13 protein-coding genes and 1 pseudogene are annotated in these 12,386 nt (G+C 75.1%); 5 read left to right on the top strand and 9 right to left on the bottom strand.

What is annotated here, in order from left to right; all coding sequences use genetic code 11:
* Positions 1-101: 101 nt before the first annotated feature.
* On the top strand, positions 102-299 hold the full coding sequence (locus tag OUQ99_RS03050) for a hypothetical protein (RefSeq protein ID WP_267947898.1): 198 nt from the start codon (positions 102-104) through the stop codon (positions 297-299).
* Positions 300-407: 108 nt separating this feature from the next.
* Here OUQ99_RS03050 and OUQ99_RS03045 read toward each other — a convergent pair whose 3' ends face one another.
* The 7 genes and pseudogenes from OUQ99_RS03045 to OUQ99_RS03015 all read right to left on the bottom strand — a co-directional run bounded on the left by OUQ99_RS03045 (position 408) and on the right by OUQ99_RS03015 (position 5,472).
* On the bottom strand, positions 408-1,298 hold the full coding sequence (locus OUQ99_RS03045) for a dihydrodipicolinate synthase family protein (RefSeq protein ID WP_267947897.1): 891 nt from the start codon (positions 1,296-1,298) through the stop codon (positions 408-410).
* Complete coding sequence (locus tag OUQ99_RS03040) at positions 1,283-1,468, bottom strand: hypothetical protein (RefSeq protein WP_267947896.1); 186 nt, start codon at positions 1,466-1,468, stop codon at positions 1,283-1,285. The genes OUQ99_RS03045 and OUQ99_RS03040 overlap by 16 nt, the downstream gene beginning before the upstream one ends.
* A gap of 89 nt (positions 1,469-1,557) precedes the next feature.
* Positions 1,558-2,512: pseudogene (locus OUQ99_RS03035) on the bottom strand (protein-L-isoaspartate(D-aspartate) O-methyltransferase).
* Complete coding sequence (locus tag OUQ99_RS03030) at positions 2,479-2,610, bottom strand: hypothetical protein (protein ID WP_267947895.1); 132 nt, start codon at positions 2,608-2,610, stop codon at positions 2,479-2,481. The pseudogene OUQ99_RS03035 and the gene OUQ99_RS03030 overlap by 34 nt, the downstream one beginning before the upstream one ends.
* 80 nt (positions 2,611-2,690) lie before the next feature.
* Complete coding sequence (locus OUQ99_RS03025) at positions 2,691-3,155, bottom strand: MarR family winged helix-turn-helix transcriptional regulator (RefSeq protein ID WP_267947894.1); 465 nt, start codon at positions 3,153-3,155, stop codon at positions 2,691-2,693.
* A gap of 131 nt (positions 3,156-3,286) precedes the next feature.
* A complete protein-coding gene (locus OUQ99_RS03020; RefSeq protein WP_267947893.1) occupies positions 3,287-4,042 on the bottom strand; it encodes an SDR family NAD(P)-dependent oxidoreductase in 756 nt (251 codons plus the stop codon).
* 167 nt (positions 4,043-4,209) lie between these two features.
* Entirely contained in the window at positions 4,210-5,472 is a 1,263-nt protein-coding gene (locus tag OUQ99_RS03015) for an MFS transporter (RefSeq protein WP_267947892.1), read from the bottom strand.
* Between the two features lie 143 nt (positions 5,473-5,615).
* Here OUQ99_RS03015 and OUQ99_RS03010 point away from each other — a divergent pair, with 143 nt between their 5' ends.
* The 3 genes from OUQ99_RS03010 to OUQ99_RS03000 all read left to right on the top strand — a co-directional run bounded on the left by OUQ99_RS03010 (position 5,616) and on the right by OUQ99_RS03000 (position 9,171).
* Positions 5,616-6,542, top strand: coding sequence for a LysR family transcriptional regulator (locus tag OUQ99_RS03010; RefSeq protein WP_267947891.1), 927 nt, complete (start codon positions 5,616-5,618; stop codon positions 6,540-6,542).
* A 73-nt stretch (positions 6,543-6,615) separates the two neighbouring features.
* Positions 6,616-7,869 (top strand): MFS transporter, encoded by a 1,254-nt coding sequence (locus OUQ99_RS03005; RefSeq protein WP_267947890.1) that lies wholly within the window; start codon positions 6,616-6,618, stop codon positions 7,867-7,869.
* Between the two features lie 267 nt (positions 7,870-8,136).
* Positions 8,137-9,171, top strand: a complete 1,035-nt coding sequence (locus tag OUQ99_RS03000) for a nitronate monooxygenase (RefSeq protein ID WP_267947889.1) — start codon at positions 8,137-8,139, stop codon at positions 9,169-9,171.
* Positions 9,172-9,286: 115 nt separating this feature from the next.
* Here OUQ99_RS03000 and fes read toward each other — a convergent pair whose 3' ends face one another.
* Both fes and OUQ99_RS02990 read right to left on the bottom strand, forming a co-directional pair.
* Complete coding sequence (fes, locus tag OUQ99_RS02995) at positions 9,287-10,660, bottom strand: enterochelin esterase (RefSeq protein ID WP_267947888.1); 1,374 nt, start codon at positions 10,658-10,660, stop codon at positions 9,287-9,289.
* Positions 10,661-10,814: 154 nt separating this feature from the next.
* On the bottom strand, positions 10,815-11,285 hold the full coding sequence (locus OUQ99_RS02990; RefSeq protein ID WP_267947887.1) for a MarR family winged helix-turn-helix transcriptional regulator: 471 nt from the start codon (positions 11,283-11,285) through the stop codon (positions 10,815-10,817).
* Between the two features lie 58 nt (positions 11,286-11,343).
* Here OUQ99_RS02990 and fepB point away from each other — a divergent pair, with 58 nt between their 5' ends.
* Entirely contained in the window at positions 11,344-12,333 is a 990-nt protein-coding gene (gene fepB / locus OUQ99_RS02985; protein WP_267947886.1) for a Fe2+-enterobactin ABC transporter substrate-binding protein, read from the top strand.
* The last annotated feature ends 53 nt before the right edge of the window (positions 12,334-12,386 follow it).

Genomic DNA, 12,386 nt, shown 5'->3' with positions numbered 1-12,386 from the left:
GTGCCGGGGATGCCCGGGATGCCCCGGGTGCCCGGCGGCACCGCGCCGGGGAGGGCCGGTTCGCCCTGGCCCCGCCCGCCCGCCGGGGCTACGGTTGCGCCATGGACTCCTCGCGTGACGACACCGCCCTCCGACCCTCCGGGATCTGTCGGCGTGGGCACCACGACTGGAAGCACGACGCCCCCGGGGCGAAGCGGAAGATCTGCACCCGGTGCCGTTCCATGTCGATGACGAACTACTGCGACTGCGCCGAGTGCCAGGCCGCCGACCCGGACGGCACCGCCGGCCCCGTCTTCTGACCGGGTCCCCGCCAGCGCCCGCTCTCGGCCCCGCGTGTGCGAGGAGCACGGCCCTCATCTTCTGGAGGCAGCGGGCCGGTACCCACCCGGTGGACGTGCCCGTGTGGCTCAGGCCAGGCGCAGTTCCTCGACCAGGCGGGCCACCTGCTCCCGCTGGGCGGCGGCGAGGCCCAGGAGCGGACGCGGCAGACAGTGCGGGGGGACCAGCTCCAGGTGTTCGGCGATCGCGGCCGTCACGCGCAGGCTGCCGTGGGCGGCGAACATCTCCCACAACGGCCGCAGGCGATCGGACTCGGCGACGGCGGCCTCGGAGTCACCGTTGAGAGCGGCTTTCACCAGGGGCAACACCGTGTTGGGCACAGTGCCGCCCAGCACGGAGAACCAGGTCCGGCAGCCGGCGTTCAGACCGGTGGCGGCCGCGCCGTCACCGGAGACGCCGATGCTCACGTGGTCGGGAACAGCCTCTCGGACCGCGGCGACGTGCTCGCGGGCGGCGGCCGGGTCCAGCGGCACCGGAGGGATCTTGATCGCGGCCACCTTCGGCAGCGCGGCGATGCGCGCGTACAGCTCGTTCGAGAAGGTGAAGTGCGTCGTGCCCGGGTTGTCGTAGACCACCAGCGGCACCGACAGCTCCGCGGTGACCTCCTCGTAGAGCCCGAACACGTCGTCGTCGGTGAGCGCCTGGTAGCTCATCGGGGCCAGCAGCACACCGGCCGCGCCGGCTTCCTGAGCGTCCTGGGCCAGCGCCCGCACATGGGAGGTGCGCAGCGCTCCGATGCCGACGATCACCGGGGTGTCGCCCGCCGAGCGCACGGCGGCGCGGGCCACCCGGCGGCGCTCCTCACGGTCGAGGTAGGCATAGGAACCGGTCGAACCCAGCGCGCCGATCGAATCGACGCCCGCCCGGACCAGGCGGGCGATGAGCCCGGCGTAGGCGCGCTCGTCGAAGCGGTCGTCGTCCAGCGGGGTCAGGGGGAAAGCGCTCAGTCCTGTGAACACGGTGTCTCCTGGTCGATCGGGGCGAAGGCGGTCGCCGGGCGGGCGGTGAAGGCGTCGACGTTCTCACGCCAGGTCTCCGACCCGCGCTGCTCCATCCAGTCGCAGCGCGCGGTGATCATCGACGCGACGCCGGGGGTGTCGTCCTCGGTGGCGGGACGCATGGTGAACACGGCTGATCCTCTCAGCGCAGGAACGCGGTGGCGGACAGGTGCAGGCTCAGGACTTCCAGGATCTTCGCATCGCGCTTTTCGAGGTGGCGTCAGGGCGTGACGGGGTGGTCCCAGTGTCGGCCGGCCGCCTCGCACGACACCCGGTAGAAGTCCGGTCCGGGGTCGGCGTCCAGGGTGAAGGCGTCCAGTGCGGGAAGACCGGCTTCCCGGAGCCGCCGGTAGGCGTCCGCCAGTTCTGCGCCCAGGTCGCGGTCGCCGCCGCCGGTCACGGTGCCGTCCGGCCACACGTACGCCCACGCCGGTCCGGCGCCCGTCCACACGATGCGGCCGTGGCCGCCCCGGAAGGGGCGGACCCCGGTGCCCAGGCGCACGCCGGGCAGCATGAGCATGAGCCGGGTCAGCGTTCCCGAACCGATGAGTTCGCCCGAACCGACCGGGAAGCCGGGGGCCTGTGCCGGCGGTTGTCCGAGGCCGGGGAAGGGCAGGTCGCCCGGACGCTGCGTGCGGTCGCGCATGAACGCCGCCTCGCGCACGAACGGCCCCGACGCGCGCCCACCGCGCACCGTCAGGGCGGCGATCGGCGTGCTGTGCGCGGCCGGGTGCGGGCTCCAGGGGAGCACGAGCACCGCCCCGTCATCTGCGGCGGTGAGCCAGGCTCGCGGCGTTCCAGCCGGTACCGGTGCCGATCTCCAGGACCCGCCTCCCCTCGCCCACTCCGGCGGCGGCGATCATGTCCGCCATGACCTGGGGTGCGGAGGAGGACGAGGTCGGTTCGTTGCGCGGGCCGCCCCCGCCGTCGTTGGCCTGGGTGGTGACCGCGTCGGTGCCGTAGACCAGTCGCGCCCACCTGTCGGGGTCCGCGGTCCGGTACAGGGGGAGGCCGGTCGCGTCGGGCCAGACCATGTCGGGGATGAAGCGGTGCCGGGGGTGGGCGGCGAACGCGGCGCGGATCGCCTCGGGGGTGTCGAGGCGTTCCACCAGGACGGAGTGGAGGGCGTCGAGGTCAGCTGTCACTTCTCTCCCGTTCCCTTGCAGCCGGAGCATGTGACGACGTCCTGGTGCGACCAGCCGCCACCACTGCCGTCACCGTCGGTGTTGATGACGACGGTTCCTTCACCATTGCGCATGGAGCACTTGGCCACGGGGATTCTCCTGCTCAGTCGGGACGCTGCGGTCCTACCCCGGGGACGGGTCCGGTGGGGGATCTGGCCGGACCCGGAGGTCAGACCGCGCCGCCGGTGTTGCCGATCATCCGCCGGAGCACCTTGAGCGCGGTGACGTAGTCGGCGTCGTCGATGCCCTCGTGGATCGCGTCGCGGATCGCCGGGGCGTTCCGCTTGAGGCCGACGCGGGCCTCCTCCCCCGCCTCGGTGAGCCACAGCCGCCCCTCGCCGTCGCGGGTCAGCCAGCCGCGCCCGAGCAGCGGCTCCGCCTCTGCCGCGAGATCGTCCTCGGGCCTGAGGTAGGAGGCCATGGCCTCGCGGAGCTCGGGAACGGTCCTCCCCTGCCCGTCGGGCGAGAGGTCGTTCTCCGACAGGTTGCGCAGCAGCCAGAACTGGGGCTGGGTGTAGCCGAGTTCGGCCTGGCGTGCTCGGGTGAACGCGATGAGGGACTCGTAGGCGACCCCGGTCCAGTACGCGGCCGGCTGGGCGGCGAGTCCGGCGTCGGAGGGGTTCTGCGTCGTCATGGCGGGGGCCTTCCAAGGAGGATCGGGCGAGACCCCCACCGTAAAACCTCAACATTAGTTGACATCAAGGCCCCGGTCCGGCCCCGCTGCGGCCCGGCCCCGGCCGGGGCCGGGCCGCAGCGGTCGCCGGGTCAGCCCTTCACGCGGTGGACCTTGTGCTGGGCGGCCTGGGCACGCGGGCGCACCACCATGAGGTCGATGTTCACGTGCGGGGGCCGGGTGATCGCCCACACGATGGTGTCCGCGACGTCCTCCGCGCTGAGCGGGTCGGGCACGCCCTCGTAGACCGCCGCGGCCCTGTCGGCGTCCCCCCGCAGCCGGTTGAGGGAGAACTCCTCGGTCATGACCATCCCGGGGGCGACCTCCAGCACCCGGACCGGCTCCCCGCACAGCTCCAGCCGCAGCGTGGCGGCGACGGAGTGGGCTCCGTGCTTGGCCGCCACGTACCCGCCGCCGCCCTCGTAGGCCACGTGCCCGGCCACCGAGGACACCACCAGAACGGTTCCGTCGCCACCGGCGATGAGCTTGGGCAGCAGCGCCTGCGTCATGTTGAGGACGCCGATGACGTTGACCTCGTACATGGTCCGCCAGTCGGCGGGATCGGCGGTCGCGACGGTCTCGGTGCCGATGGCGCCGCCCGCGTTGTTCACCAGCACGTCGCAGGCGCCCAGGGACTCCGCGAAGGCGTCCACCGCCGGGCGGTCGGTGACGTCGAGGACGTGGGCGCGGGCGCTGTGGCCCTCCTTGACCAGTTCGTCGGCCAGCGCCTCGATGCGGTCCGCGCGGCGGGCCACGAGGACCACCTCGTAACCCTCCGCCGCCAGTCCGCGCGCGGTGGCGGCCCCGATCCCGCTGCTGGCTCCGGTGACGACCGCGGTCGCTGTCATGGTGGTTCCCTCCCCGCGAAACTGCTTGTCGCGCCGAGCGTATCCGGTGGCCTCCCTGGTCGATCCCGGCAGGTCGGACCCACCGGGCCGGGACCCCGCGCCCGAGGCCCCGCCGCCGAGGAGCCCGCGGCCCCGGGCGGCCCTCGGCGGGTCCGGAACCCCGCCCCTCAGCGGGGGTTCGACGGGGCCCGGCCCGCCAGGGCGACCACCAGGGCTCCCAGGACCAGGGCCCCGGCCAGCCAGGTCACCGGCGCGGTCCCGGCCGCGTCGAGGACGCGCCCGCCCGCGAACGCGCCCAGCGCGATGCTGGCGTTGAAGACCCCGACGAAGACCCCGGAGGCGGTCTCGCGCTCCCCCTGCGCCGAGGCCATCAGCCAGGACTGGACGCTCACCGACACTCCCCCGTAGGCCAGCCCCCACACGGCCACCAGCGCCCCGGCCGCCATGGCGCCCCCGCCGAGGAGCGGCACGAGCAGCACCGATCCGGCCAGCAGGGCCGCGATCACCGCGACGGTGGCGCGCGGCGCCCGTGCGGCCCGGGGACCCGCCGCGAAGTTGCCGAGCACGCCGGCGACGCCGTAGACCAGCAGCATCGTGCCGATGAGCCCGGCCCCGAGTCCCGCCGCGTCGGCCAGGACCGGCCGGACGTAGGTGTAGGCGGCGAAGTGGCCGGTCACCAGCAACCCGGTGACCAGGAAGGCGGTGACCACACGGGGGTCGCGGAACAGGCCCGCCGCACCTCCGGGCCGCGCCGCCCCCTCCGGGGGGAGCGCGGGGAGGAGGAGCGCCAGGGCGACCGCCACCAGCAGGGCCAGCCCCGCGAACGCCGCGAAGGCCGCCCGCCACCCGGCCAGGGCGCCGACGAACGCGCCGACGGGCACCCCCAGGACGGACGCGACCGCGATACCGGCGAAGATCACGGTCGTGGCCGCGCCGACCGACCCGCCGGGCACCAGTCGCGGGGCGAGCGGCGCGGCCAGCGCCCAGACCCCGCCCATGCCGACGCCCATCAGGACCCTGGCGGCGACCATCACCGCGAAGTCCGGCGCGAGCGCGGACACCAGGTTCGCGGCGCAGAGCAGCAGCAGGAACCCCACGAGGGCCGTGCGGCGGTCCGCGCGGGCGACCGCCGCCGGGACGAAGGGGGCGGAGGCCGCCGCCACCAGGCCGGTGATCGTCAGGGTGAGCCCCGCGGTGCCGCCGGTGACGCCCAGGGAGTCCCCCATCGGCGTCAGCAGTCCCACCGGCAGCATCTCGGAGGTGACCGCGGTGAAGGTCGCGGCGGCCACGGCGGCGACGGCCGCCCACCCCCGGGCCGGGGAGGACGGAGGCGGGGGCGGGGCCGCCGGGCGGCCCTGGTCGGACGGAACAGGTGGTCGGGGCTCGTGACGCTGCCCCTCGGGGTTCTCCCCCGTACGCGCGGTGGTCATGGGCACCAGCCAAGACCCGGGAGGCGGCCGGAACAACGGCGAACCGCTCATGCTTCCATGAGGGAGGTTCATCGATCCCGGTGCGCGGCCCCGGGACGTGACCGGCGCCACGACGGCGCGCACACGAGCGGGGGCGGGGCCTGGTGAAGGGCATCGAGATCCGGGAGCTGGAGTGCTTCCTGGTCCTGGCGGAGGAGCTGCACTTCGGCCACGCGGGCGAGCGGCTGTTCGTGTCGCAGAGCAGGGTCAGCCAGCTGCTGCGCTCGCTGGAGAACCGGGTCGGCGCGCCCCTCGTGGACCGGACGAGCCGCCGCGTGTCGCTCACGCCGTTCGGCGAGGAGTTCCTCGCCGCGCTGGGGCCCGCCTACCGCACCCTCGCGGCGGTGGTGGACGGGGCCCGCGAGCGCGCCCGGGACGGGCGGCGCCGGTTGCGCCTCGGCTTCCAGTGTTGGGTGAACGGCCCCGTGGCCACGGCCGTCCGGGTGTTCGAGGAGCGGGCCCCCGACTCCCGGGTGGACATCGTGGAGATCACGCTCTCCGACCCGTTCGGGCCGCTGCGCGAGGGCGAGGTCGACGCCGCCGTCGTGCTGCTCCCCGTGCGCGAGCGGGACCTGGTGGTGGGGCCGGAGTTCTCCCGGCAGCCGCAGCGGCTCGTGCTCTCCGCGGACCACCCGCTGGCCTCGCGGTCCCGGGTCGGTGTGGAGGACATGGCGCGGGTGCCGCTCGTCCCGGTCCGGAACGCGCCCGACTACTGGCTGCGCGTGCACTCCCCGACCGCCACCCCGCTCGGCCGGACGATCCGGCACGAGTCCGGGGTGGACACGCTCCAGGAGGGGTTGTCGCTGGTCGCCGCGGGCCGGGGCGCGATGCTGCTGTGCGGGTCCACCGCGCGGTACCAGGGCCGGGAGGACATCGTGTTCGTGCCGGTCAGCGGACTCCCCGAGTCGTCGTTGGGGCTGGTGTGGCCGCGCGGGAGCACGCACCCGGGGATCCCGGTCCTGGCGGGGGCCCTCGCGGACACCCTGACCGGTTTCTCACAGGAAACGGCTGTGGATAAATCAGTCGGCTGACAGGGTGAACGCGTGTTAGTTTGGCCGGAATTCACGCACGGGAACGACACCCCCTGACAGGAAAGCACCTGCCATGACCGTCGCGCCGTTACGGGAGAACTCCCTCCTCCGCCGTTTCTCCGTTTTCGTCCTGGCCGCGGCCGTGGCCGATTTCCTTTTCGGCGCGGTCTTCGTCACGATCCTCCTGGAGCGCGGGGTGGACCCGTGGCTCCTGGGCTCGGTGCTCGCCGCGGCGCACCTGGTCGGCCTGGTCGTCGAGGCGCCGAGCGGAGCGCTCGGCGACCGCTACGGGCACCGCCGGCTCATGGTGGCGGGACTGGCCCTGTGGGGAGCGGGGTTCGCGGCGTTCGGACTCGCCGACGCGCTCGCCACGACGGCGCCGGCCCTGGTCCTGTGGGCGTTCGGCTACCACCTGTACTCGGGGACGCCCACCGCGCTCGTGGTCAACCGGATCGGCAGCCGGGACCGGGCGGCCCGGATCGCGCGGACGGTCCGGTACGAACAGGTGGCGAGGAGGAGCGGCGCGGTCCTGGGGGCGGCCTCGGTCATGGTGGCGGGCGCCTGGCTGCCCGCCGACCTGCTGGTCGCCGCGGGTGGCGGACTCCTCGTGCTGCTGGCGGCGCTCGGCCCGGTGTGCTTCCCCCCGTCGCCGGGCCAGCCGGGGCGCCGGGTCCTCGCCATCGTCGCCGAGTCGGCCTCACTGGTGGCGGGCGTCCGGTTCCTGCCCCTGGTGGCTCTGACGGCGTCGATGGCCGTGGGCACCGCCCTCCTGGTGGTGTCCTGGCAGCCGATGCTGGTTGCCGCGCACGGCGACGACGTGCGGCTCAACGGGCTGATGCTGCTGGTGATGACGGCGGCCCTGACGGTGGGGGCCCTGTGCGCGAAGTTCCTGGACCTGCGGGACCCCCGGCTGTGGGGTCCGGTGTGCGCGACCCTGGTGGGCGCGCCCGTGGCCCTGGCCGCGCACGGGTCCGTGCCCCTGTGGGCCGGCCTCGTCGCGGGCGAGTTCCTGATCGGGCTGGCGGGCGTGCTGACGGGCGTGTGGCAGCAGACGATGTTCACCGACGCCAACCGCAACACCATGTTCTCGATGCTGTCGATGGTCGCCGGAGTCTTCCTCATGGCGACCACGCTGTCGTTCGGGTGGCTGTGGGAGCTGTTCGGCCTGCCCCGGGCGACGACGGCGCTGGCCTCGGTGGGCGTGCTCCTGGCGGTGGCGTCGGCGGTGCTCGCGCGGATCGTTCCGGACCCGGCGCGGCACGCCGAGGGGGCGCGGCCCGCGGAGGGGGCGGAGCCCGCGCCGGAGGCGGACGGTCCGCGCGGGTGATCCCGGCGGCGTCCCGGCCGCTCGGAGAGGGGCGGTGCCGCCCGGGCAAGCGCGCCGCGGGCAGCCTCGAAAGGGCGCCCCGCCACCGTTCCCCGGCCCCGGCAGCAGCGCGGGAATCCCCGCGAAAACCATTGTTGTGACCCGGGACACCTTTCTCGGAAATGCGCCGCTCCGAACGCCGGGCGTCCGCGCGTTCCCGAAAAACACCGGTCGGTAGCATTTCTCCGGCATCCGGGAGATCCGAGAACCGGGAGAAGTGAGGGACACATGAGTCTGACGGAACTACTGCGGGAGCGCCCGGTCGTCCAGGCGCCCATGGCGGGCGGCAGCTCCACGCCCGCCCTGGCGGCGGCCGTGGACCGCGCGGGCGGGATCGGACACCTCGCCGCCGGGTACCTGTCGCCCGACGCGGTCCGCGACCAGATCCGGCGGGTGCGCGAGGCCGGCGCCGAGGCCTTCGGGGTGAACGTGTTCGTGCCCGGCCCTTCCTCCGACCCGGCGACGGTCCGGGCCCACCGGCTGCGGCTGGAGTCCGAGTCCGGGCGCCAGGGGGCGGCCGTCGGCGAGCCGGTGCACGACGACGACGCGTGGGAGGCCAAGATCGACCTGCTGGTCGAGGCCGCGGTCCCGGTGGCCGGGTTCACGTTCGGCTGCCCCGGCGCCGCCGTCCTCGCCCGGCTGCGCGCCGTGGGGACCGCCACCGTGGTCACGGTGACCACGGCCGAGGAGGCGCGGACCGCCGTGGAGCGCGGCGCCGACGGGGTGTGCGCGCAGGGCCTGGAGGCGGGCGGGCACCGGGCGTCGTTCGACCCGGTCCGCGGCGGGGACCGGCCGCTGCTCGACCTCGTGGCCGACGTGGTCGCGGCGGTGGACGTGCCGGTGATCGCCGCCGGCGGCCTCATGACCGGGGAGGGGATCGCCCGCGTCCTCGGCGCGGGCGCGGCGGCGGCGCAGCTGGGGACCGCGTTCCTGCGCTGCCCGGAGAGCGGCGCCAACCCCGCGCACAAGGCGGCGCTCGCCGACCCCGCCTTCGATCGGACCGCGGTGACCTGGGCGTTCACGGGGCGCCCGGCGCGGGGGCTGGTCAACCGGTTCATCACCGAGCACCCGGAGAGGCCCTACGCCTACCCGGACGTGCACCACATGACCAAGCCGCTGCGCGCCGCCGCGGCGAGGGCCGGGGACACCGGGGGGATGGCCCTCTGGGCGGGCCAGGGGTTCCGGCTGGCCTCGGAGGACCCGGCGGGCGAGGTCGTGGCGCGGCTGCGCCGGGAGGCCGCCGGGGCGGGCGTCCGGATCTGACGCGGCTCCGCGGGGCGCCGGAGGGGCGACCACGGGGCGGGCGGCCGTCCCGCACCGCGCCGTCCGGGCCCGGCACGCGGGGCGAGGGACGGGCTCTCCGCGCGGCCGTCCCCGGTCACCGTCCTCGGCGCTCCCAGTCGGAGGTGAGGAAGACCAGCCCGTCCGGCAGCCCGGCCCGCCAGCAGGCGCGGTCGTGGCCGCCGTTGTACTCGGTGAGCACCACCGATCCGGGCTCCCGGCCCAGTTCGGCCCCGCGCGCCGCCAGGGCGTCGCGCAGGCGCCTGTTGGCGTCGAGCAGGGCCCACTCGTTGAGGCCCGCGCTGAGGTGGACCCGGCCGGGGACGGTGTCCGCCCCGGCGACCAGGCCCGCCATGCGCTCGCTCTCCCCGCCGGCCACGGCGACGTTCGGCCACCAGAACGAGCCCGACTGGGACAGGACCCGGCCGAACCGGTGCGGTGCGCGGTGGGCCGCGTAGAGGGCGGTGAGTCCGCCCAGGCTCTGCCCGGCGACGAGGGTGCGCCCGGGGTCGGAGGCGACGTCGTGGCGGTCGCCGAGCCACGGGAGGAGCTCGTGCCCGAGGAAGTCCACGAAGGCGTCGTCGCAGGCCAGCTCACGTGTCCGGGTGGCGGGGTCCAGGGAGTCGACCATCACGGTCAGGGCCGGGGGCAGGGTTCCGTCGGCGATCAGCCCGTCGAGGAGCGGGGCCAGGGGCAGCGTGTGCCAGTCCTGGCCGTCCAGGAGGACGACGACCGGCCAGGGGGTCCCGTCCGGCGGGGCCTGGGCGGGCCGGTGGACCCACACGGTACGGGTGTTGCCCAACGCGGCGCCGGTGAGTCGCGCCGCGGTCACCGTGCCGGCCCCCGCCGGGGCCTCCCCCTCGGTGCGGGCCGCGCAGACCCGTCCGCCGGACGGACGCCACAGCTCGGGCGGGGCGCCGGGCAGGGAGACCACCGACGCGGTGGCGTCCAGCCGCTCCCGGGCGAGGGGGTCGGGGACGGCGTGGGCCAGGGCGTCGAACCAGCGGGCGACGGCGGGGCGGTCCTCCGGGTCGGCGACGGCGAGGGCGCGCTCGCGCCGCAGCCGGGTCGTCGCGGACAGGGCCCCCTCGGGTGCGGGCGCGCCGTCGGCGGGCACGGGGGCGACCGTGTAGGAGGCCCGCCAGTCGTCGCGCATCCGGTAGGTCAGGTGCCACACGTCGGTGCCGGGGACCCGCTCCATGCGGTTGTGCTCGCAGGAGTCGGCGTCGGCGATCTTGTTCGCGACGAGGACGACGTCGGCGAGTTCGTCCCCGCCCCGCCACAGGAAGGTCACCGTCCGGTGGCCCGTGCCGTCGTCCCCGCCCACCACGGGGGTGCCCCCCGCCTCCACACCGCGCCAGAACGCCTCGGGGGCGCGGGCGGCCCCGTCCACGCCTGGTGTGGCGACCCGTTCGGGGCGGACGGTGCGCTTGAGGCGCGGGGGGATCGTGTAGGTGGCGGGCTGCGGCATGGGCGGTTCGGCCTCTCCGGCTTCTCGTGTCGTGGGCGGGGCGGACGGGACGGACGGAGGCGTGCGGGATCCGGGCGACGGAGCGGACCGGGCCCGTTCCCGGGGCAGGCAGGACCGGGAACGGGCCCGGGTGCGGACCGGACGGCGGCCGGCGTCAGTCCTCGGGGGCGGCCTCGACCTCGGCGAGGAGCCCGTACAGGGCGACCACCTCGTCCTCGGAGAGGGCCGTCGAGAGCGGCGACCGGGCGTTCAGCCCCGCTCCGATCGCGTCGACCACGCGGCTGCCCTCCTCCGTGGGGCGGGCCACGCGCATGCGCCGGTCGCTGACCGCGGCGACCCTGCGCACGAGCCCGCGCGCCTCCAGCTCGCCCGTGACGATCGACACGCGCGAGGCCGTGCAGCCCAGCTGCCGGGCCAGCGCGCTCTGCGACGCGGTGTCGTGCAGGGCCCGGAGCGCACGCGCCTGGAACACGGTGAGGCCGTGCTCCGCCGCGAGACCGCCGAGCAGCCGCTCCAGGCGCTGGGCCACGCGGAACAGGGCCTCGCCCGCCGCGCGGGCGGACGGCACCCCGGTGTCCTTGCGGGCCGGAGGGGTGCTTCGGGGGGACGGCCGTGACGTGGTCATCGTTCCTCGCACTCTACCGGATTGACATTTAGGATAGCCATACCTAACTATTCTTGTCATGAAGCAAGCACCTGTCTCCGCCACCCTAACCACCGGCGCGGCCGCCGCGACCCTCGTCCTCCTCCTCGCGGGCTGCGGCGCCGGGGACACCGCAGTGTCCCCCGCCGGCGAGGGGGAGACCCGCACCGTCACCCACCTCTACGGAGACACCGAGATCCCCGCGGAACCCGAGAGGGTCGTCTCGGTCAGCGTCACCAGCACGCCCCTCCTCCTGAGCCTGGACGTCCCCGTGGTCGCGTCGGGCGTCACGGGCACCTCCGCCCTCACCGACGACAAGGGCTTCTTCGCCCAGTGGGCGCAGACCGCCGACGAGCGGGGCGTCGAGCCCCTGCCCGGCCCGGAGGTCGGCCTGGAGGCGGTCGCCGCCGCGGAGCCCGACCTCATCGTCGGCAACGGGTTCGGCGCCGACACCGTCCCCGAGGAGCTGTACGAACAGCTCTCCGGAATCGCCCCCACCGTCGTGCACGGCGAGTCCGACACGGCCTGGCTGGACACCACCGACCAGTACGCCGAGACCTTCGCGCGCCAGGACCGGGCCGAGGAGATCACCGCCGAGTACGAGGCACTGGTCGAGGAGGTCTCCGCGGACCTGGACACCGCGCACGACGTGGTCATCCTGACCGGCACCCCGAACGGGTTCAACGTGTTCACCGAGGAGTCCGCGCAGGGACGCCTGGCCACCGACCTCGGGCTCACCGTCCACGCACTGCCCGACGACGTCGCCGCACCGGGCGGCCAGGGCGGGGAGCGCGGCGACATCGTCGAGCTGTCGGCCGAGCGCGCCTCGGACTTCGGCGACGCCACGCTGCTGTTCGTCAACACCCAGGGCCAGGAGATCGAGGACTACCTGGAGGCCTCCCCCACCCTGGAGAACATCCCCGCCTGGGAGGAGGACCGGGTGTTCACCCTCGGCGCCGCGTCCTTCCGCATGGACTACTACAGCGTCCCGATGGTCGCCGAGCGCCTGGCGGAGGTGCTCGGCTCCTGACCCCCTCCGCGGCCGGGGCGCGAACCACCCCGGCCCGCGCCGGCGGGGCCGCC

The organism is Streptomonospora nanhaiensis, assembly GCF_026642255.1.
GTDB classification, from domain to species: domain Bacteria; phylum Actinomycetota; class Actinomycetes; order Streptosporangiales; family Streptosporangiaceae; genus Nocardiopsis; species Nocardiopsis tropica.
The sequence above is the reverse complement of the archived record's forward strand: the minus strand, read 5'-3'. Positions and strand labels throughout refer to the sequence as shown.

Coding starts and splice junctions, on each gene's coding strand:
- fes (WP_267947888.1), bottom strand. CDS start 10,660: ATGCCGCAGCCCGCCACCTACACGATCCCCCCGCGCCTCAAGCGCACC.
- fepB (WP_267947886.1), top strand. CDS start 11,344: ATGAAGCAAGCACCTGTCTCCGCCACCCTAACCACCGGCGCGGCCGCC.
- OUQ99_RS03025 (WP_267947894.1), bottom strand. CDS start 3,155: ATGACGACGCAGAACCCCTCCGACGCCGGACTCGCCGCCCAGCCGGCC.
- OUQ99_RS03020 (WP_267947893.1), bottom strand. CDS start 4,042: ATGACAGCGACCGCGGTCGTCACCGGAGCCAGCAGCGGGATCGGGGCC.
- OUQ99_RS03000 (WP_267947889.1), top strand. CDS start 8,137: ATGAGTCTGACGGAACTACTGCGGGAGCGCCCGGTCGTCCAGGCGCCC.
- OUQ99_RS03005 (WP_267947890.1), top strand. CDS start 6,616: ATGACCGTCGCGCCGTTACGGGAGAACTCCCTCCTCCGCCGTTTCTCC.
- OUQ99_RS02990 (WP_267947887.1), bottom strand. CDS start 11,285: ATGACCACGTCACGGCCGTCCCCCCGAAGCACCCCTCCGGCCCGCAAG.
- OUQ99_RS03015 (WP_267947892.1), bottom strand. CDS start 5,472: ATGACCACCGCGCGTACGGGGGAGAACCCCGAGGGGCAGCGTCACGAG.
- OUQ99_RS03050 (WP_267947898.1), top strand. CDS start 102: ATGGACTCCTCGCGTGACGACACCGCCCTCCGACCCTCCGGGATCTGT.